Origin of the sequence: Thermoleptolyngbya sp. PKUAC-SCTB121, assembly GCF_016919485.1 — a bacterium.
GTDB classification, from domain to species: Bacteria; Cyanobacteriota; Cyanobacteriia; order Elainellales; family Elainellaceae; genus Thermoleptolyngbya; species Thermoleptolyngbya sichuanensis.
Genome location: NZ_CP070366.1, coordinates 980,448 through 1,001,102, shown reverse-complemented (window position 1 = coordinate 1,001,102; position 20,655 = coordinate 980,448). Strand labels below are relative to the sequence as shown.

Sequence of the window (20,655 nt, the reverse complement as noted above, 5' to 3'; positions counted from 1 at the left end):
ACCAGTCAAATCAATGTCACCGACTTCCCGTCTTTATGATGCGTTGAATGATTTTCTGCGTCAATGCGACATTCAGTGGCAGGATGCTCGCCATCTGCAAACACTGTGCTGGATGATCATTGGCATGATTGGAAGCCAAAACGTTCATCTCAATGGATTTGGGGTGTATGTGAGGAGTCGCGCTCAAATGGCTCAATCCCACCAACGCCGGTTTCGCCGCTGGTTGTCGAATCGGCGGATCAATGTCGCGTCCGCTCATCATGCGCTGATTGGGCAGGCTCTGTCCAACTGGCAGACCCAACGACTCTACTTAAGCCTCGATACAACGGTCGTATGGAATTGTTTCTGCATCGTCTGGGTCGCAGTGGTGTACCGAGGAAGAACGGTTCCGGTCGCTTGGAAAGTGGTGGCGCAATCAAGCAGCACCGTCAGGTTGTGGACGATTCAACGGGTACTGCGGCAAGCGCAACGGCTGATGCCCGAAGGTGTCGCGATTGTCCATTTGGCAGACCGAGGGTTTGCCGATGGCAAGTTGATGAAATACCTCCGGGAGAATCTGGGTTGGCATTTCCGCATCCGCATCAAACGCTCCTTCCAATTTCAGCACCAAGGGCAGTGGCGCCAGGTATCGTCGGTTCAATTGCAACCAGGACAAGCTTACTTTACGCCTGCAGTGTCGGTGGGTAGAACAAAGCCCTACGACAATGTTTACCTTGCCTTTGCCCACGACAAACTCAGCAGCGAGAATTGGACAATTGTGAGTGATGAGCCGACGAACTTGCAGACGTTTGCCCAATATCGACTGAGATTTCAGGTGGAGGAGTCGTTTTTGGATTTGAAGTCCAACGGGTTTAATCTCGAAGCCTCCAGACTCAGAGACAAGGTTGCCCTTTCCCAGTTGTGTGGGGTAATCGCCTTGACGATGCTGTTCTTAGTTCTCCAAGGGGTGCAAGTGGTCGCATCCGGCAAGCGTCGCCAAGTCGATGCTCACTGGAAGCGCGGCATGAGTTATCTCAAGCTGGGCTGGAATTGGATTCGGCTGGCTATCACTCACCAGTGGAAGATTCACGTTTATCAGTTCCTCTCCTGTTCACCTGACCCTCAACCTGCCATCGCATCAAGGCGACAACACGATGACTCCCTAAAGCGTGAATTCACTGTCCTCAGCCGTATTCCAGCTTCTTAGTTTTGTCAGTCAAGCAGGGGGTTAGCGGGATGCCCTAAGATAAACTCTAGCGCGTTGCGTCCCCTGCGCTCGGTTTTTGCCTGCTGTCTGCGATCGCCCTCATGAAACTTGCCATCCAAAATCCCTTTTTCGACAAGCCCTACATTGCCGAAGTCGAAATGTCTCGGCGGCTGGTGCTGGCTGCAGAAAACATTGGCTGGCAGGCAGTCGAAGTGCAAACCGGAGCGGAAATTCGTGCCGCCCAGCCCGATTGCGTCATCGTGCTGCACCACTGGACCCCCAAGGTTGCGCCCGTGCCTACCTATCTCTGCATGTGGAGTCCGCCCGAATTTTTTGAAGGCACCGATCGACTGATTACCAACACCCTGTCCTACGACGGCTACCTGATAGGCTCCCGCGTCGTCGATCGCTGGCTGCATCACCTGCTCTGCCACACCCCCAAGCGCTATTTCAAATCGCCCTTCTACACCAGTGCCCCCAAAACGGCCTATCGCCCGCCCGACCTGAGCCAGCCGCGCCTGGTCTATCTGGGGTCAAACTGGGACGGGCCCCGCTTCAAGCAACTCTTTGAAGGGCTAGACCAGCAGCCCTACATGGACGTATACGGCAACCCCGACGGCTGGACCTATCTGAACCAGACCCATCGCGGCGCACTGCCCTACGACGGCAACAGCGTGTTTGAGGCGATTCACAGCGCGGGGGTGGGGCTATGTTTGCACCGGGAAGAACACCGCCAGGCCGAAATGCCCTCCATGCGGATCTTTGAGATCGCCGCTGCCGGAGCCGTCGCCATTTGCAGCGACCACGCTTTTATCCGCGAAGCCTTTGGCGACACGGTGCTGTATATCGATGCCGATGCCGACCCCGCAGAACAGGTCGAGCAAATTTCGCAGCACATGGCTTGGATCGCCCAGCACCCCCAGCAGGCCGAAGCCTTGGCCGCCGCCGCTCACGAAATTTTTATCCAGCACTACACGCTAGAAAAGCATTTGCTCGATTTGCTGCCACACCACGAGGCCCTGCTGACAGACAAAGGCTTCAAAGGCTTTGTGCCTGCGCCCATGAGTGCCCAACCGCCTGCCCAGGTGCAGGTCATTGTGCGGGTGGGGGGCCGTCCTCTGTCCTATATTCGTCGCGCCCTCGACAGCCTCGCTGCCCAGACCTATCCAAATATCGGCGTGATTTTGGTGGAATATCAGCCTGTGCTGGGGCTGGATGAGGCGTTTTTGGGGCACTATGGCGATCGCCTCCAGTTTCGCCGCCTTGCCAGCCCTGCTCCCTGCCGCAGCACCACCCTCTGGACGGGCCTCCGTGCCGTCGATGCGCCCTACTTTGCCATCCTGGACGACGACGACGCGATCCATCCCAACCATCTGCAAACTCTGGTAAAGATCCTCGAACAGCAGTCCAATATTGGGGTTGCCTACTCCGGCACGCTCAAGGTTCTAGAATCCGGCAGCCCTGAAACATTGCACCAAATGGACACCATTACCCTGCCCTACTTTCAACCCTTTCGGCTGCAAGATTTGCTGGAGCTAAGAAACTTCATGCCGCCCAATTCCTACGTCGTTCGCCGTCAGTTGCTTCAAGACATTCTCGACCGCGACCCGCTGCTGGATCTGGGCGAAGACTTTTGCCTGGTGCTGATGCTCTGCCAGCGGGCCGAGTTTTGCTTTAGCTACGAGGCCACGGCCGAGGTCTATTGGCGCAGCGACACCCAAGACAACGCCAGCTACAGCGGCAAACCCGCCTGGCGCGATGCGATGCGCCGCCTCCGTCTGATGTTTTGGAAGCAGGAGTTTGCACCCGGACAAACCCTCCTCAGCCTACAAGAATTGCGCGATCGCAAACGGCAAGCCAGCCAGCCCGAAGCAATCCAGCACCTTGAGGCAGAACTCGGCCGCGCCCGTGGCCGCATCGCCGCAATGGAAACCAGCAAATTCTGGCAATTGCGCGATCGCTGGTTTAGGCTGAAGCGGCGGCTGGGGTTACCAGTAGAAGAGTAACGAGCAGTAGAAGGGTGATGAATAATCCCTAATCGCGCCGATTAAGCCTGCCCCGCTGCTCTACCAACCAAACACTGCTGCTTGCTTAGCCGCTTTTCTACATAAGCAGGCGTGTCAAAAGTAGTGCGATCGCCCAGCCTGCCCTTCAGGCGGTAGGCAATGAGGGCTAGCGATTCACGGGTCATGAGCGAGAGGCGGCGCTTGCGAGAGAGCGTGTCGCGCAGGGGGCTGGGGTGGGTGATAACGGAAAAACCGACGCTTTCATAAGTCATCTGCGATCGCCAGAGATGCGGATAATCGGTGACCAACAAAATCCGCCGCACGCCTTGGGGAAACAGGGTAGCGCGAGAAAACCAGGCGTTCTCCTCCGTTGTGCGAGAGCATTCTTCGCCGCCCAGCGCCTCAGCCGGAATGCCTGCCGCCCGCAGCGACTCTACAATCAGGGGCGCATCACTCGCGCCGCTAGCAAAAATCTGGGGCGATCGCCCCGCATTCCACAGTTCAGCCACCGTGGCCACCCGCGACGGGTTGAGCCGCCGCCCGCGCCCCAGCACCACAATGGCATCCACCGATTCCCCTGTGTCTGGAGCGGCAAAAACCGCCATACCCCGCTCTAGCGCAGCCACCCCAGTTGGGGAAACCACCACCAGCCCAAAGCAGACCAGAAACAGGATGACATTTCGGGCAACGCGGCGGGCAGACGGGGGCATCAGCCGTAGCCCAATCGCCAGGGTCGCAGCGAGCATCAGGGCCATTGGGATAGCGAGTTGCCGCATCCCGTTTTCAACATCGTGCCAGGTTAAAGAATCGAGTCCGGGCATGGTAGTTGCAATCCTTTACACTTGCTTACCAGGATGGATCGGATTTTTCGGAACTGGATCGATGTTTTGATTAAGCGCCTGTGAAAATTCCGTAATCTTCCGGGAGCGTCAGGTTCTAGAAGTCCAGATTTACGCCCCGCAGATCGGTGCAGGAGTCGGTACAGGAGTCGGTGCAGGAGTTGGCGTAAGGGTCGGCACTTAGACCCGCCAAATCCAGCTTTACCATACCAATACTCTGAGAATCTGTGGCGTTTCCGGGCACACTCTACAATTGAGGGGAAGAAATAAATGGCTCTGTCCTGCCTATCATGCGTCGCAACCCTGCCTGCTGCCATGCTTGAGACTCTGAAAACCTCGCTCTATCAACTCCAGCACGCAGCAGATGTGCTGGTGTCGGGACAACTGACCCACCTCTCGCCCGCCAGCGTGGGCATTATTTTTGTCGCCGGCCTGTTGACCAGCCTTACGCCCTGTATGTTGTCCATGCTGCCCATTACCATCGGCTATATCGGCGGCTACGAAGCCAAGAGCCGCTGGCAGGCTGCGGCCCAATCGACCTGGTTTGCGCTGGGGCTGGCGACGACGCTGGCGGCGCTGGGAATTTTGGCGGCGATCGCCGGCCGCATCTACGGCCAGGTCGGCATCGGGCTGCCGATTATTGTCAGCCTGATCGCCATTCTCATGGGCCTGAACCTGCTGGAAGCCCTGCCGCTGCGGTTGCCCTCTTTCACGGGCATGGAGTGGATTTCCAAAGACTGGCCCGAAAGCGTGCGCTCCTACCTGCTGGGGCTGACCTTTGGGCTGGTGGCCTCGCCGTGCAGCACGCCGGTGCTGGCGACGCTGCTGGCCTGGGTTTCGACAACCCGCGATCCGCTACTGGGCAGTCTGCTGCTGCTGTCCTACACGCTGGGCTACGTTGCACCGCTGATCCTGGCGGGCACGTTTACTGCCTCTCTCAAAAAAATTCTGGAACTGCGCCGCTGGTCAGGCTGGATTACGCCTGCGAGTGGGGTGCTGCTCATTGGCTTCGGCGTGTTCACCCTGCTGTCTCGCGTCGTCGGATCAGGGGCAATCTAGCGCCCTGAATCTAGCGCCCTGAATCTAGCGCCCTGAATCTAGCGCCCTGAATCTAGCAGACTGAATTTAGCGGACTGATAAAATCGCTGGAAGCCCCACAGACTCTTGAAATTGGCAATAATGTGGCAATCTAAAATCGCCAATCTAAAATCCAAAATCCACACAATTCCTCACTCCCATGCGCGATTTTCTGAAGAATGTATTGGCAACGCTGACTGGGCTGGCGCTATTTGGCGTGCTGAGCGCAGGCGGGATGGTGATGCTGCTGGTGGCGATCGCCCTTTCTGGACGCGACAGCGGGCCCAGGGTCGAAGATAAATCCGTGCTGACGCTGAATCTGGATCGGGGCATTGCCGACGCGCCCGTTTCGGTGAACCCTGGCCAGGTCTTTCAAGAGGCGCTCTCTGGGCGCACGACCCGCCAGCCCGTCTCGCTGCGAACCGCCATAGACGCGATCGAAGCGGCCGCAGCAGACAAAAAAATCGTGGGGCTATTGCTGGAGGGGAATCTGCCTGCCACCACAGGCTATGCCACGCTTCGGGAAGTGCGGCAGGCGCTCGACACCTTCCGCGACAGCGGCAAACCCATCTACGCCTACGACGTGAACTGGAGCGAGCGGGACTATTACCTGGCTTCGGCGGCAACCGATTTGGCCATGAACCCAGCGGGCGTGCTGGAGATGAACGGCCTGCGCTCGGAGATGACCTTTTTTGCAGGGGCGCTGGAGCGATTCGGTGTGGGTGTGCAGGTGCTTCAGGTGGGGCGCTACAAGTCGGCGGTGGAACCCTTTACCCGCCAGAACAATAGCCCCGAAGCGCGTCAGCAAACCGAAGCGCTGCTGCGAGATCTGTGGACTGAAGTGATTACAACCGCCAGCCAGCACCGCGACCTGTCGCCCACCCAGATCCAGGCGATCGCCGACAGTGGCGGTCTGCTCATGGCTACCGAGGCGAAGACCACAGGACTGATCGATCGGGTCGCCTATCCCGATGAGGTACTCGCTGACCTAAAAAAATTGACCGACCGCAAGGAAGACGACAAGACCTTTCGCAGTGTTGGTTTGGGCACTTACGCCCAGGCGGTGGCGGCGGAGAAAAAGCGGGGCGATCGAATTGCGCTGGTCTATCTCAACGGCGACATCGTGGGCGGCACGGGCAGCACGGGGCAGATCGGGAGCGATCGCTTCGTGAAGCTGCTGCGAGATCTGCGGCTAGATAAGGAGATCAAAGCCGTGGTGTTGCGGATCAACAGTCCCGGCGGCAGCGCAGTCGCCTCTGATCTGATCGCCCGCGAAGTGACGCTGATGCGAAAGGAAAAGCCCGTGATCGCCTCGATGGGCAATGTTGCGGCTTCCGGCGGCTACTACATTGCTGCCCAGGGAAGCAAGGTCTTTGCCTCGCCCAACACCGTCACAGGCTCCATCGGCGTGTTTGGACTCGTGCCCAATTTCCAGACCCTTGCAAACCGCAACGGCGTTACCTGGGACATCATCAAAACGGGGCGCTATGCCGACATCGAAACCACCTCCCGCCCCCGCACCGAAGCAGAAATGGCGCTGCTGCAACGGATGGCCGAGCAAGCCTACGGTACATTTCTAGACACCGTAGCATCGGCACGGCCCCTCTCGCGGGAGCAGGTTAACCAGGTGGGGCAGGGGCGCGTCTGGTCGGGCGTAGCGGCCAAAGAGGTGGGGCTGGTGGACGAACTGGGCGGGCTGCAAGCCGCGCTCAAAGAAGCCGCCGCCGAGGCGAAGTTGGAAACTTGGTCGGTGGAGGAATATCCCAAGCGCCTCAGCTTCGGCGAACAGTTTTTGTCTGATTTGCAGAGCCGTCTGCCGGAAGATTCTCGGAGCCGTACCCTGCTGGGCGATCGCCTCGATGCGCTGCAATCTGACCTGGAAATCTTCGAGCTACTGGACGATCCCGCCAACCTCTATATGCGCCTGCTCTTTAACCTGAGGATTGAATAATGTCGGACACCCAGCCGATATCCAGCATCCCAGGGCCCCCGCTGCGCGTCGCCGTCGTCGCGCTGTTTGTGGACGGAGATGAGGTGCTGATGCTGCACCAGGTATCGCCGCCAGAACCCGACTGCTGGGACTTGCCAGGGGGCGGGCTAGAGCCGATGGAACCCATCTTGACGGGGCTACGCCGCGAGGTTTGGGAAGAGACAGGGATTCAAGACTTCCAGTGCGATCGCCTGTTGACCGTGTTCGAGCAGTTTTTCCCCAACGCCGACGCGCCCATCTCGCACACCATTCACCTGATTCACCAATGCACGCTGCCTGTACGTCCTGCAATGCTGCAAGGCGACCCGACTGAGGTGGGCCCAGAGGGCATTCAGTGGCGGGCGATCGCCAATCTGCGCCAGGAGGACTGCTCTGCTCGCGCCTGGGCAGCCCTGCGGGCGCTCGGCCGGGTTGCCTGATGAGTTTGGCGCGTAACAGTTTGCAAGCTCAGCAAATATTTTGCAGAATGTTTTCGCACTAAACCTTTACACGGTTGAACTATTAAGCAAATATTAACTTAGCCTTCTAGTGGGAATGCCTTCTCCGGCAAGTCTCCCTTCTTTAAGAGAGTTTCAGGGAACTTAACTGCGCCAGTCCTGACCCTATTGGATGCGTTTCTGCTACAAGCCACTTCACACCAGGCCATTTCTTATGACACTTTCTGCCGATCCGATTGCTCCGAATCCGGTTGCTGCCGACACAGTGCTTCAGCAGCTTCAATGGCGCTATGCCACCAAAAAATTTGACCCGTCTAAGACGATTCCCGAACCCACTTGGCAGGTTTTGGAACAGAGCCTGGTGCTTGCGCCCTCGTCCTTTGGGCTTCAGCCGTGGAAATTTCTGGTGGTGCGAAATCCAGAACTGCGCCGCCAAATTGTAGACCTGTCTTGGGGACAAACGCAGGTGGTGGATGCGTCGCATTTGGTCGTGTTTGCTGCCAAAGTCAAGACCGACGCGGCCGATGTCGATCACTACATCGCTCGCATGGCGGACGTGCAGCAGACCAGTGTTGAAAATTTGCAGGGCTTTGCCAATGTGGTCAAGGGCTTTTTGGACAAGCCGCCCTACCCGCTGGATTTGCACGAATGGGCCAAGCGCCAGACCTACATTGCCCTGGGTCAGTTCATGACGGCGGCGGCGCTGCTGGGCGTAGACACCTGCCCGATGGAAGGCTTTGCACCTGCTAAAGTAGACGAACTGCTGGGGCTGGCGGGCGGTGAGTATGCGTCGGTGGTGATGTGTCCTGCGGGCTATCGCGCCGAGGATGACAAGTCGGCCGCCCGTCCCAAGGTTCGCTATCCTCTAGAGGAAGTAATCAGCTATATCGACTAGGCAAGCTAAGGCACCTATGGTAGCGACGCATCCAGGAACCGTGAGCCACATCCTAGAGCGGGCGCTGTCGGGGGCAGACCTGACCGAGGCGGAGGGCGTGACGCTGTTGCGGCAAACCGACCCAGGGGCGATCGCCGCGCTCCGCCAGGCCGCTGATGAACTGCGACGACGACAGGTGGGTGAGGCCGTCACCTATGTCATCAACCGCAACATCAACTACACCAATATTTGCGAACAGCATTGCAGCTTTTGCGCCTTTCGCCGCGATGCCGACGCGGCCGGAGCCTATTGGCTAAACGAAGGCGCAATTCTAGAAAAGGCTGCCGAAGCCGTGCAGCAGGGCGCGACAGAAATCTGTATGCAGGGCGGGCTAAATCCAGAGGCACGGATCGGGGGGCGATCGCTCTCCTACTATGTCCACTTGGTGCGCCTGATTAAACGCGAATTCCCCCAACTCCACCTGCACGCCTTTTCGCCCCAAGAGGTGCAGTTTATCGCCCGTCAGGATGGGTTGAGCTATGCCGAGGTAATTGTGGCTCTGCAAGACGCGGGCGTTGGCTCCATGCCTGGAACGGCGGCCGAGGTGCTGGACGACGAGGTGCGAAAAATCCTGTGTCCTGAAAAAATTAGTGCTGCTGAGTGGCTAGAAATCGTCGCCACTGCCCACCGCCTGGGAATGCCCAGCACCAGCACGATGCTCTCTGGGCACATCGAAACGCCAGAGCAGCAGATGCGGCATCTCGGTCAAGTGCGATCGCTCCAGCAGGCCTCTCTTTCTCAAGGCGCGACGGGCATCACCGAATTCATCCTGCTGCCGTTTGTGGGACAAGACGCGCCCAAGCCCCTGCGCCGTCGGGTGGGGCGCGATCAGCCCGTGCTGGCCGACGCGCTAAAGCTGACGGCAGTAGCCCGGCTCTTTTTGGGCAATTGGATCGCCAACCATCAGCCAAGCTGGGTAAAGCTGGGGCTAGCGGGCGCAACAGAAGCCCTCCAATGGGGCTGCAACGACCTCGGCGGCACGCTGATGGAAGAACACATCACCAGCATGGCGGGTGCCCAGGGCGGTACGTGCAAGACGGTCGAAGAGTTGCGGGCGGCGATTCTCCAGTGCGATCGCCCTGCCCAGCAGCGAGACACCCTGTATCAGCCCGTTGTCTCCAGTGTGTCCTGACCCGGCGACGATTCATCAGCGCCACAGAAAGATTTGTGAAACTCGTACTATTACGGTATATCTGATCATCTTTTATACAACGCGAGTCTGCTCCTGCCGTGGCAGATGGCTCTGTGATGGAGTTGTTTTACTCAGACTCCTCAATTCTCCAGGTCGTTTTACAGGAATTCATCCCCAGAAGGCAAAGTTTAAAGATCGTATCAAGAATGGTGTATAAAAGAGTACTTAACTCAATAGAGTGGGTATCTTAAATGTAGTCAGGAATACAATGTTTTGCGCGAAATATTCTCTCCGCATTGTGTACAGCATCCTGTGTTGAATCAGACACAGCGCAGTGAATGGAGCGCATGAAATAAGGCGCATGGAATAAGGCGCATGGAATAAGGGGGCATTAACACAGCGCGTTCTGAGTTTTCTCTCAGCCGCGCCCTTTGATCACTACATCAAGAGGTTTGGATTCGTGAAAAACGCACTCACTACTTGGTCTACGGCACTTGCCTCTACGGGCATCGTGGTTCTGATGGCAGCGGTCAACCCTGCCAACGCCGCTAGCCTTAGCTTCTCGGCCTCTGATGGCACTCGCAGCGGCACTCCGGTTAACGTCGATATTTTTGCAAAAGATGTGGAAGATGGCGTTGAAGTAACGCTCAAGGTCAACGATTCCAACAATATTGGCGACCTGCTGGCGGTTTACTTCAACTTTGGCGGCACGTTCAACCACAACACGCTGAAGGCGAGCAATGTCACCGGGCAAGACGTAACAAAAGTTGCCTTCAACACCAACAACATCGTCGGTGGCAATATTGGTCAGCGGTTTGAAATGGCGGTTCAGTTTGGCACCGTGGGGGCCGCAGGCGGGCTGCTGACTTCTACTACCTTCAAGATTGCCCAGGCTGGTCTGACGGTTCAGGAGTTCCTCAACCAGACCTTTGCGGTTCGTCTTCAAGCAGTCGGTTCTGGCCCCAACGGCGGTAGTGGCAGCGCCAAGCAGTATGGGGTTGCTCCGACGGCATTTGATCCTGAGAAGCCGCCCACAGTGGTTCCGCCTACGGGCACTGCGGTTCCGGAGCCGATGACGATTCTGGGTAGCCTGGCAGCGCTGGGTGCAGGCTATTCGGTAAAGCGCAAGCAAGCCAAGCAGACCGAAGCGTAATCATCAGCATCATTATCGACTTCGAGAAGTCTTGGCAAGGGGCGTACCTGGGCATCGGGTACGCCTTTTTTGCGCTTTTTTCGCGCTTTTTTACAGTCTGGGAACTTAAGCATCGCGAAGGCTAAGCTGGAGAAAGCGCACTAGCAGTGCATTAGTGCAGAACTGTTGTGACTGAACCGCCATCGTCCCAATCTGGCGGCTATAGTCGTTCCAGGTCTGAGGAGGAATCGAGATGTTGACGCAGGCATCCACACACCAAGCATCCCTACAACCCCCTTTGCAACCCCCGGCGACTTTGCCGTCAATTCCAGAAACACCAGAAACACCAGAAACACCAGAAATAGTAGACTGCGGCGAGTTTGACGAAGCGACGATGAACCTGTTTCTGGCACCGGGGCCCAATCCCTACCAGGACACCGAAGAGTTTTTGTTTGATTGTGAAATGCGGGCAGACGAGATGCCCCGCTTTGTGCGGCGATCGCTCCTAGAGTTTCAGGTGCGCTCGAACAGCGACGGCATCCTGCTGATTCGCGGGCTGCCGATTGATCCAGGGCTGTACCGCATTCCCACACCGCCCAACGCCGAGCGATCGCCCCAAAAAACCACCTTCGTTAGCGAGCGCTGTCTGGCAATGATCGGCAGCCGTCTTGGGCATCTGGTGTCTTATATTCAAGAGAAAAACGGCGACCTGTTTCAAAACCTGGCTCCCGTCAAGGGAACTGAGCATGTGCAGGTGTCTACAGGGTCACAAACCCGGCTCCAGTTTCACCGAGAAACCGTGTTTCATCCCTACCCGCCAGAGTTTTTGCTGCTGTTTTGTTTGCGGCCCGACCACGACCACATGGCCGAAACCACCTACGCCAGCGTCGCCCATGCTCTGCCACTGCTGTCGGAGGCGCATCAAGACCTCCTGTTCCAGCCGCTCTATCGCACCGGGATCGACTATTCCTTTGGCAATCGCGATCGCACGCAGCAGAGTGACCGCATTTTGCCCGTCCTCTACGGCCGCCGCAACGATCCGTTTTTGAACTATGATGAAGACCTGATGACCGCTACCACGCCGGAGGCAGAAGAGGCGTTGACAGCGCTGCGAGAGGCGATCGCCCAGGTCTATCGCGGCATCAAGCTCGACACGGGCGACCTGCTCTGCATCGACAATCGCCGCACGGTTCACGGCCGCTCGTCCTTTGTGCCCCGCTACGACGGGCGCGATCGCTGGCTGCAACGGTCTTTCGTCGTGCGCGACTTAGGACTTTCCGCCGTCGATCGGCTCCCCGGCGAACGCATTATCCGCACCACATTCGAGTAGTTTCTGTCCGCTTCCTAACCCGCGATCTTGATTTTAGATTGGCGATTTTGGATTTTGAATTGGCGGTTTTGGCACGGATAATCTGATTTTGCCTAATCCCAAACCCCCTCGCGTTAGCGTTGCGGAGCAATAACCCCTAACCCCTACTATTCCGTTCCCAAAATATGCCGTCGGTGTAGCCCTGGATGCGGCGATCGCCCTCGGCCAGCGCCAGCCGTTTTTCCGCTAGACAAGCGTAAGTCTCGTCGAGTTCAATCCCGACAAACTGCCGATCTAGCTTTTTGGCAACGACAGAAGTCGTGCCGGAACCCAGAAACGGGTCCAACACCACGGCTCCGGGCGGGGAACTGGCGAGAATAATTTTTGCCAGCAGCTTTTCGGGCTTTTGGGTTGGGTGGTCGGTGTTTTCGGGCATCGACCAAAAAGGAATGGTCAAATCGGTCCACAGGTTGGAGGCGGCAGTAAGGCGAAAGTTGCCGTTGGGCTGGCGCTGCCAGTCTTTGGGGCTGCCGTTTTGGGTGTAGGGTGCGAGGACTCGCCGCTTGATCCGCACGGCTTCGGCGTTGAAGTAATAGTCGGGCGACACGGTGCAAAACCAGATGTCTTCCGAGCAGTTTTTCCAGTTGGCGCGGGCGGCGCGACCCTTTTCCCGCTCCCAGGTAATGCGGTTGCGGACGATTAGGTGCTGCGCGGCCACCTCATATAGCGCTGGAGACGATTGCCAGTCGCCGCAGAGATAGACCGAGGCCGTCGGCTTGAGCGTGGGCAGCAGCAGCACCAGCCATGACTGCACCCAGGCGGCATAGTCTGAGAGCGATCGCCGCCGGACGGTTTGCCCGTTAAACTGCTTGCTCAGATTGTAGGGTGGGTCTAGCACCAGCAGATCTACAAATTCACCGGGTAGCCACGCCGCCGCTTCAAACATATCCTGGCAAATTGTGCGGTTTAGCAATTCATCCACTGTCATGGGACGATCTAGCCGCAGCAGACGGGTGCGAAAGTGCGATCGCTCGGCATCCGTCAGCCGCAGCGTGCGATTTTGGGGGGCAGGATTGCGAATCATTCCCTTCTTATAGCGAAATTCCCCCAAAGCAGGTCAGTGGGGCAGGTCGGAATGTTTTCTCGAAATGTCTTTGCAGATATCAAAAAGCCGCCCCTGCAATGCGAAGGAGTGGCTGATTGGAGAGCGATCGCCCAAATGGGTCAACTCCCTGAAGGGGCGATCGCCTTGAAGTTCAAGTTGAAATTCAAACAAAACTAGACAGAGACGGCTTTCTTAGCCACCTGAGTCAGTTCGCCCTTGGCATACTTGGCGGCATACTCTTCCAGCGAAACCTGCTTGATCTTGCTGGCGTTGCCCGCTGCCCAGAACTGCTGATAGCGGTCGGCGCAGACCTTCTGCATGTACTTGATCGACGGCTTCAGGAAGTGGCGGGGGTCAAACTCTTTGGGATTGGCAGCCAGCGCCTCGCGCACCGCAGCCGTAATTGCCAGACGGTTGTCGGTGTCGATATTCACCTTCCGCACGCCGCTCTTGATGCCCTTCTGGATTTCTTCCACGGGCACGCCGTAGGTTTCGGGGATCGCGCCACCATACTGGTTAATCAGCGCAATCAGGTCTTCGGGCACCGAGGAAGAACCGTGCATCACCAGGTGGGTGTTGGGCAGGCGGCTGTGGATCTCTTCAATGCGGCTGATGGCGAGGATTTCGCCCGTCGGCTTGCGGGTGAACTTGTAGGCTCCGTGGCTGGTGCCGATGGCAACGGCCAGCGCGTCTACCTGAGTCCGCTCCACAAAGTCTACGGCTTCGTCAGGGTCAGTCAGCAGCATGGAGTGATCCAACTCGCCCTCAAAGCCATGCCCGTCTTCTGCTTCGCCCTTGCCTGTTTCCAAAGAGCCGAGGCAGCCCAGTTCGCCTTCCACCGAAGCGCCGATGGCATGAGCCACTTTCACCACTTCGCTAGTGACGGCCACATTGTAGTCGTAGCTGGCGGGCGTTTTGGCATCTGCTTCCAGCGAACCGTCCATCATCACGCTGGTAAAGCCGTTCTTGATGGCGGAATAGCAGGTCGCAGGCTCGTTGCCATGATCCTGGTGCATCACGATGGGAATGTGGGGATAGGTTTCCACCGCCGCCAGAATCAGGTGGCGCAGGAAGTTTTCACCTGCATATTTCCGAGCGCCACGAGAAGCTTGCAGAATCACCGGGCTATCGGTCTCGTGAGCAGCCTGCATGATGGCCTGGATCTGCTCCATGTTGTTGACGTTGAACGCAGGGATACCGTAGCCGTTTTCGGCCGCGTGATCCAGCAGCAGTCGCATAGGCACGAGCGCCATAGAAATTCCTCCTAGTCGGTGTGTTCAGCTAATTTCGGCGTTGAACAAGAAAAGCTTACGATAATCTTAAGACACTTTTATCACCGGACGCGAGATCGTCCAGTAAGTCGGCTGCGGATCGTCTGGTTGCAGCCTGTCTTAATTTATTCTAAGTATAAATGCTCATCCCGTCTTTTGCACAGAGATATCGACGGCAGATTAATCTGGCTGTGGATCGACCAAAATTTACCCAAATTTACACTGAGCTTACGGCACCGAATTTACGAATTTATTTTACGAATTTACAAGGAGCGTTGAACCGATGACGATCGCCCCTGAATTGCGATCGCTCAGCGTGCAGGACTATCGCCGCATGGTGGAAGCGGGCATCCTGGCTGCCGACGAGCGCGTAGAACTGATTGAGGGACAGCTTTATACAATGGCAGCCAAGGGAACGGCCCATAGCGCAGCGGTGACTCGAATTGATCGCGTATTGTCACAACGGCTGGCGGGTCGAGCGCTGCTGCGGTTCCAAGACCCGGTGCAGTTGAGCGATTTTTCGCAGCCAGAGCCAGATGTCGCTATGGTTCACCCCGACCCGCTGGACTATGAAGATCACCACCCCACGCCAGCGGAAATCTTCTTGCTGATTGAAGTGGCAGACAGTACGCTACGCCGCGATCGCGACCTGAAGGTTCCGGTTTACGGGCGATCGGGCATTCAGGAATGTTGGATTCTGGACGTGCAGGAGCGTCGCCTATACGTATTTCGAGACCCTGGTGGGGCGGGCTATGGTGCAGAACAAATTTTGTCGGAACAGGAGGCGATCGCCCCGCTGTCTTTCCCAGACTGCGTGATTCAGGTCAGCGAATTCCTGCGATCGCCTGCTGCACAAGCCTGAAAACAGCAGTCGTAAAGCAAAAATTCTGAGAAAAAATGGGTCGCCTGGGATTCGAACCCAGGACCAATCGGTTAAAAGCCGAGTGCTCTACCGCTGAGCTAGCGACCCGTCAGTGCCAAGCGCACCGATTAATCAATATATCACCTGTCTGTGAGGTGTGACTATCTTTTCTAAGCTTTTCTAAGAAAGTCTGGATGACTTTACTAGAGGGTAGCAGCGAGGGCGATCGCCCCTTCCCATATCCTGTGAGGTTGCGTGTCCCGAAAGTTCGCGTGTCCCGCAAATTCGCGTGTCCTGCAAATTCGCGACCGTCTTTTAGAAAAGCCACTGGAAAAGCCGCTGGAAAAGCCACGCCACCCCAGGCTAGGCTTTGCTTTACGACAACTGGGCCGTGATGCGGAAACTCGTCCGCACCGTGCCGCCCGGAGCCAGTTCGATCAAATGATCGCCCGTGTTCAGCGCGTTGCGCGGCCCCGTCCAGGGTTCCAGACAGTAAAAGTCCTTGCCCTTTAGCGTCCAAAACACCAGCATCGTGTAGGGATCGTCAAAATCCAGCCGCAGCTTCAGGTTTTCTCGAAAATCTTCCACCGTTGCGGACTGAAACGACAGCTTGCGAAACAGCACGTCGATTTCGTCCTGGCTGAAATCGAACCCATCCATATAGGCGTGGGTTTCCTGCGTGCGCTGGTCTACGTATTGCGTTGAGGGAATGTCGAAATCTAGCCGCGCCTTGTCCGACACCGAGAAATAGGGATGTAGCCCCAGCGAAAAGGGCATGATGGTATTTCCTGAATTGGTGACCTGCTGCTGCAACACCAGGCGATTGCCCTCCAGGATGTAGGTAAAGTCCAGCGAAAACTCAAACGGATAGAGCGCACGGGTCTGGTCGCTGCTGCTCAGGTTGAGCGTGATGCTGGCTCGATCCAGCGCTTCGGTATGGGTGACTAGCCAGGGCAGGTCGCGGGCAAAGCCGTGCTGCTTCAGCAGATAGGTCTGGCCGTTGTAGGTGTAGGCATTGTTGGGCAGGTTGCCGCAAATGGGAAACAAGATGGGAATGCCGCCGCGCACGCTGAGGCTGGGGTCTGCAAAGCGGGCTTCGTCGAGATAGAGAATGTCGCGCCCCTGCACGCTCCAGCGAGTGATGATGCCGCCGCGCTCAGGCACGACCTCTAGGCGGGCATCGGTGGCCGAATCGGTCAGCGCATAGGTGAGATATTGGGATGGGTGCTGGGAAACCTCAAACACGGCTTTGGGGAAATAACGACACCTCTAATCATGGACTGCTCTGGCACAAACCCCAGAATTTATTAGAATTTTCTGGGTTTTTCCAGATGCGGCAAGCCCCGCTTTTCTCGCCTGTCTTCTCCACCCCATTCCCCAAACGTTGCCATGCCCGACGATGCCAGCCTATGTCGAACACCTGATGCAGTGCAGTCTTTTTTGGAAGGTCTTTACCAATCTTGCCGCGAGCTGCGCGGGGGCAAAGTGGCGGACTACATTCCCGAACTGGCCAAGGTAGATCCCAATTTGTTTGGCATTTGCCTGGTAACGGCGGATGGACAGGTGTTTGAGGTGGGTGATACGGCGCATCTGTTTACGATCCAGTCCATTTCCAAGGTGTTTGTGCAGGGGTTGGCGCTGGAAGACCACGGGCGCGACTATGTGCTGGCGCGGGTGGGCGTAGAACCTACGGGCGATGCCTTTAACGCGATTATTTTGGATGAAGCGTCGAAGCGGCCCTATAACCCAATGGTCAATGCGGGGGCGATCGCCACCACCAGCCTCATTGCTGGCGACGGCCCGACGGAACGGCTCAATCGCCTGCTAAATATGTTTCGCCGCTACGTCGGGCACGACATTGTGGTAGATGTGGCAACCTACGTGTCGGAGCGGGCCACGGGCGATCGCAACCGGGCGATGGCCTACCTGATGCGCCATTTCAAAATGGTGGACTGGGATATCGAAGAAGCGCTGGATCTGTACTTTCAGCAGTGTTCGGTGATGGTGTCCTGTCGGGATCTGGCAGTGATGGCGGCGACGCTGGCCAACCAGGGCGTGAACCCAATGACGGGCGATCGCGCGGTCGAGGCGGGCTATGTGCGCGACATGCTCAGCGTTATGTATACCTGCGGTATGTACAACTTTGCGGGCGAGTGGGCCTATCGCGTGGGGCTGCCCGCCAAGAGCGGCGTTTGTGGCGGCATTATTGCCGTCGTGCCCGACCAGCTTGGCATTGCCGTCTTTTCGCCGCCGCTGGATGGCCGAGGCAACAGCGTGCGCGGCGTGCGCGTGTGCGAAGCCATCTCGCAAGAATTTGGGCTGCACTTATTCGACTCGTCTCGCGGCTGCCACTACTTTTTAGAGCATCTCGGTGGAAAAGAGCGTCTCATCTCGCTGTCTAAAGAAAACTCATAATCCTCTTTGAGATCTTTAGTCTTGCTTAGTCTTGAAACGCAATGTGCAACGTTGCCGATCCCCCTCACCCTCAATCCCTCTCCCGCTCTGGGAGAGGGACTTCAAGCCTCCCTTGCTCCGCTTCTGCCGACTTGGGAGAAGGGGTTGGGGGATGAGGGCAGATTGATTGAAAGTTGCACATCGCGTTCTTGAAACTTTTTCAAGGCTTTAGGGCAGTGTTTCCCGCAAAACGCCGTTTATCTGAGTTTTTCCTCTGTCCTGAGATAGATCTTTGCCATAGGCGAATCTCCTACCTCTGGTTGACGGTTTCTCCAGCCTGCTGATTTTAGACTGCTACGAGTCTGCAAGTATTCGCAACATTTCGCAATATGCGGGGTTGTTGATTAACCATTCAGCAAGGCGTTTAGTCGCAAAGAGGTAACCATGAACATCAAGCAAACGAGCACTCGCAATCAGTGGATCAAGCTGCTGGGTCTGGGCGTTGTAACGGCGACTGTAGCCTACACTTACCCCGGCATGGCCTCGATGGATGAAGTCATGCCCTCTGCCGCAACGACCGATGCTGTGTCTGAAACCGTAGCTGGCGAGACGACGATGGGCGAAACGGTCATTGATGCAACGGTCACGGGTGTAGGAGCGCCTGCTGATATGCCGACGGCGGATGTTGCTCCAAGAACCGACGGGGCAACTGCGATGGCAGCGGGCACGTTGACCCAGATTGTGTCCCAAGGGGAATCCTTTAGTACGCTGGAAGCCGCCCTCAAAGCAGCAGGTTTGGACGGTGCGCTAAACGAAGCTGGCCCGTTCACCGTGTTTGCCCCGACTAACGAAGCCTTTGCGGCACTGCCCGAAGAGACGTTGCAGGCGTTGCTACAGCCCGAAAACCAGCGTGTGTTGCAGCAAATCCTGGCGTACCATGTGGTTTCCGGTAGCGTCACCTCAGACGCGATTCAGCCCGGTGAAGTGGCAACGGTCGAGGGCAACTCAGTGGCGATCGCCCAGGATGGCGAAACCGTCACTGTCTCCGGCGCTCGCGTCATCCAGGCCGACATCGTAGCTAGCAACGGCGTGATCCACGTAATCGATCAGGTGCTGATTCCTCCCGGACTCGACCTGCAATAGTGGGCTAAAGGTGTTCTGTTCTCTATTTCTACTCTCTCTAAGTGGGGTCATTGCATCGCCTCTGCGCTGAGCAGCGACCCCGCTCCACACCAAAGCATGGCACAAGTGCCCAGCATCCTGGCAGATTAGTCAGGCGGTTGGGCACTTTCTTGTCTCCTGGGCACTTTTCTATCTTTGATGCAGCGAGGATTAGCAAAACTGGAGAATTCTGAGAAATAGTGTTGATCGTGACTGCGGTCAGCAGGGTCGTATCGCACTATAGATTGCAGTTGCACCTGCGGGCTAGTGTTTATGTCGAGCGACATTGCCAGAACGCCGCTCTTTCGTACCTTTACCGTGATTCATGCTGAACTGTAAGATTTACACTCAAGTCATTCCTCAAGTTATTAGCCAAGTCATTCGCCAAAGCATTCTCCATCACGCCCAACTCAGTTCATAAACCCAAGTCCAAAACCCAAAATCCAAAATCTAAAATTCCAAAACCCCGAACGGGGATTCATCGCAGGAGCAAGCAGCGTGAATGCAGCAGAACAGGCAAAGGGGCTAGAGCTAGCCGCCAAGATTGCCGCCGCTGTTAATTTATTCAAGTCTTACTTTCCCGACGCGCAGGCAGACCTGAAGCCCTGGGCCAATGACCCCGGCACCCGCGAACTGGTAGATCCTGACTCCATCGACATTGGCTTTCACTTGCCGGGTTGGAGTCCTCGGTTTCAGGCCCGCAGTATTTTGGTGCAGATCCGCTTGTTTGAGGATGAAGCAGCGGCAGAATCGGGCGAGGGGGCGATCGCCCAAACCCGCCGCGTCATTGGTCTAGAAGCCGTCGGGCTGACGCACCAGGGCGAGCAGTGGCGCTTGTCTACTGTTGGCGAGTGGCGCGTGCTGGGAACGCAGCAGCCCGTCGAAGAAATCCAGACCCGGCTGCGGTCGTTTTGTACCCAGGTCTATGAGCTATTCAATGGGAACGCTAAGCAGGGTGGTGAATGCTAAACAGCGAATGCTAAGCAGCGATTGCTAAACAGCGATTGCAAAAGCCGAAACCGCTGTCTTGGAAGGGCGATCGCCCCAAGCCGATACAATAAACCTATGCAGTGACTCTATGGCTGTTCTGGCCTACCTCAGCCCCGATGGTTGCAGTCTCCGTTGATCACTACGTTTCTCCAGAAGAGTATCTGGCGGAGGAAGCCGCCCGCCCTACGAAGCATGAGTATCGCGATGGCTATATCTACGCGATGGCAGGCGGCACCGATGCCCATGTCACAATTGCACTCAATTGTTGGGCATTCCTGCGAGGACATCTCCGCAACCAAAGCTGTCGGGCCTACGCCTTAGACATGAAGGCCCGCATTGAGGAACTGAACTGCTACTACTATCCAGATGTGATGGTGACTTGCGATGAGCGCGATCGCACGACGAATACTTTCAAGCGCTATCCTTGCCTGATTGTCGAAGTCCTGTCCGAAGCGACGGAAGCCTTTGACCGGGGCGACAAATTTGCCGACTATCGCCAAATCGAGAGCTTGCAAGAATATGTCCTGATTTCTCAAACCCGGCTCCAGGTAGACGTGTTTCGTCGCAACGAGGAGGGCCTGTGGGTGCTGCATCCCTATGGCGAGGGCGATCGCGTGTTGCTGACCAGCGTGGGCTGGGAAGGGGCGATCGCCGACTTTTACGAAGCCGTTGACTTCCCAAGCCCCAAAGAACGCCCACCAGCGGCGGACGAGAACCGCCAGGGAGACGCTCTGGTCTAACGATTTATTACAGAAAAGCGGTTTCAGGGCTGTGAACCGCATGGGTGCTTTGAAAGGTGGAAATAGGATTGAATGACCCACACCGAGTTC

19 protein-coding genes and 1 tRNA gene are annotated in these 20,655 nt (G+C 56.9%); 15 read left to right on the top strand and 5 right to left on the bottom strand.

What is annotated here, in order from left to right; all coding sequences use genetic code 11:
- Positions 1-13 precede the first annotated feature (13 nt).
- The gene (locus JTM80_RS04200; RefSeq protein ID WP_205370669.1) at positions 14-1,186 is read left to right on the top strand and encodes a transposase; all 1,173 of its coding nucleotides are present in this window, start codon (positions 14-16) and stop codon (positions 1,184-1,186) included.
- Positions 1,187-1,287: 101 nt separating this feature from the next.
- Positions 1,288-3,192, top strand: a complete 1,905-nt coding sequence (locus tag JTM80_RS04195; protein WP_205370666.1) for a glycosyltransferase — start codon at positions 1,288-1,290, stop codon at positions 3,190-3,192.
- Positions 3,193-3,233: 41 nt separating this feature from the next.
- On the opposite strand, the gene JTM80_RS04190 is transcribed toward JTM80_RS04195, so the two are convergent.
- Positions 3,234-4,013, bottom strand: a complete 780-nt coding sequence (locus tag JTM80_RS04190; RefSeq protein WP_172356945.1) for a YdcF family protein — start codon at positions 4,011-4,013, stop codon at positions 3,234-3,236.
- A gap of 333 nt (positions 4,014-4,346) precedes the next feature.
- Here JTM80_RS04190 and JTM80_RS04185 point away from each other — a divergent pair, with 333 nt between their 5' ends.
- The 7 genes from JTM80_RS04185 (at position 4,347) to JTM80_RS04155 (ending at position 12,063) form a co-directional block, all read left to right on the top strand.
- Complete coding sequence (locus JTM80_RS04185) at positions 4,347-5,090, top strand: cytochrome c biogenesis protein CcdA (RefSeq protein WP_172356942.1); 744 nt, start codon at positions 4,347-4,349, stop codon at positions 5,088-5,090.
- Between the two features lie 202 nt (positions 5,091-5,292).
- A complete protein-coding gene (sppA, locus tag JTM80_RS04180) occupies positions 5,293-7,059 on the top strand; it encodes a signal peptide peptidase SppA (RefSeq protein ID WP_255548870.1) in 1,767 nt (588 codons plus the stop codon).
- Complete coding sequence (locus tag JTM80_RS04175) at positions 7,059-7,517, top strand: NUDIX domain-containing protein (RefSeq protein WP_172356938.1); 459 nt, start codon at positions 7,059-7,061, stop codon at positions 7,515-7,517. The genes sppA and JTM80_RS04175 overlap by 1 nt, the downstream gene beginning before the upstream one ends.
- A gap of 232 nt (positions 7,518-7,749) precedes the next feature.
- Positions 7,750-8,430: an NAD(P)H-dependent oxidoreductase gene (locus JTM80_RS04170; RefSeq protein ID WP_172356936.1), complete on the top strand. Its 681-nt coding sequence runs from the start codon at positions 7,750-7,752 to the stop codon at positions 8,428-8,430.
- Positions 8,431-8,446: 16 nt separating this feature from the next.
- Positions 8,447-9,601: a 7,8-didemethyl-8-hydroxy-5-deazariboflavin synthase subunit CofH gene (gene cofH, locus JTM80_RS04165; RefSeq protein WP_205370663.1), complete on the top strand. Its 1,155-nt coding sequence runs from the start codon at positions 8,447-8,449 to the stop codon at positions 9,599-9,601.
- A 460-nt stretch (positions 9,602-10,061) separates the two neighbouring features.
- Positions 10,062-10,754, top strand: a complete 693-nt coding sequence (locus tag JTM80_RS04160) for a PEP-CTERM sorting domain-containing protein (RefSeq protein ID WP_172356932.1) — start codon at positions 10,062-10,064, stop codon at positions 10,752-10,754.
- Positions 10,755-11,049: 295 nt separating this feature from the next.
- Positions 11,050-12,063: a TauD/TfdA family dioxygenase gene (locus JTM80_RS04155; protein ID WP_172356930.1), complete on the top strand. Its 1,014-nt coding sequence runs from the start codon at positions 11,050-11,052 to the stop codon at positions 12,061-12,063.
- Positions 12,064-12,199: 136 nt separating this feature from the next.
- Here JTM80_RS04155 and JTM80_RS04150 read toward each other — a convergent pair whose 3' ends face one another.
- Positions 12,200-13,126, bottom strand: a complete 927-nt coding sequence (locus JTM80_RS04150) for a site-specific DNA-methyltransferase (protein WP_172356928.1) — start codon at positions 13,124-13,126, stop codon at positions 12,200-12,202.
- Between the two features lie 51 nt (positions 13,127-13,177).
- Between JTM80_RS04150 and JTM80_RS04145 the strand changes: the two genes are divergently transcribed.
- Positions 13,178-13,324: a hypothetical protein gene (locus JTM80_RS04145; protein WP_172356926.1), complete on the top strand. Its 147-nt coding sequence runs from the start codon at positions 13,178-13,180 to the stop codon at positions 13,322-13,324.
- Here the strand turns inward: JTM80_RS04145 and fba are convergent.
- Positions 13,321-14,400, bottom strand: a complete 1,080-nt coding sequence (gene fba / locus JTM80_RS04140) for a class II fructose-bisphosphate aldolase (protein ID WP_172356923.1) — start codon at positions 14,398-14,400, stop codon at positions 13,321-13,323. The genes JTM80_RS04145 and fba overlap by 4 nt on opposite strands.
- 301 nt (positions 14,401-14,701) lie before the next feature.
- Here fba and JTM80_RS04135 point away from each other — a divergent pair, with 301 nt between their 5' ends.
- Entirely contained in the window at positions 14,702-15,280 is a 579-nt protein-coding gene (locus tag JTM80_RS04135; protein WP_172356921.1) for a Uma2 family endonuclease, read from the top strand.
- Positions 15,281-15,316: 36 nt separating this feature from the next.
- Here JTM80_RS04135 and JTM80_RS04130 read toward each other — a convergent pair.
- Together JTM80_RS04130 and JTM80_RS04125 are read right to left on the bottom strand one after the other, a co-directional pair.
- Positions 15,317-15,388 (bottom strand) — tRNA-Lys (locus JTM80_RS04130).
- A 267-nt stretch (positions 15,389-15,655) separates the two neighbouring features.
- On the bottom strand, positions 15,656-16,525 hold the full coding sequence (locus tag JTM80_RS04125; protein ID WP_172356919.1) for an aldose epimerase: 870 nt from the start codon (positions 16,523-16,525) through the stop codon (positions 15,656-15,658).
- 144 nt (positions 16,526-16,669) lie between these two features.
- Between JTM80_RS04125 and glsA the strand changes: the two genes are divergently transcribed.
- From glsA to JTM80_RS04105, 4 genes are all read left to right on the top strand, one after another.
- Positions 16,670-17,695, top strand: coding sequence for a glutaminase A (gene glsA / locus JTM80_RS04120; RefSeq protein WP_172356916.1), 1,026 nt, complete (start codon positions 16,670-16,672; stop codon positions 17,693-17,695).
- A 423-nt stretch (positions 17,696-18,118) separates the two neighbouring features.
- A complete protein-coding gene (locus tag JTM80_RS04115) occupies positions 18,119-18,817 on the top strand; it encodes a fasciclin domain-containing protein (protein ID WP_225906755.1) in 699 nt (232 codons plus the stop codon).
- 516 nt (positions 18,818-19,333) lie between these two features.
- The gene (locus tag JTM80_RS04110; RefSeq protein ID WP_172356914.1) at positions 19,334-19,804 is read left to right on the top strand and encodes a hypothetical protein; all 471 of its coding nucleotides are present in this window, start codon (positions 19,334-19,336) and stop codon (positions 19,802-19,804) included.
- 137 nt (positions 19,805-19,941) lie between these two features.
- Positions 19,942-20,565, top strand: a complete 624-nt coding sequence (locus JTM80_RS04105; RefSeq protein ID WP_172356912.1) for a Uma2 family endonuclease — start codon at positions 19,942-19,944, stop codon at positions 20,563-20,565.
- Positions 20,566-20,655: the final 90 nt, after the last annotated feature.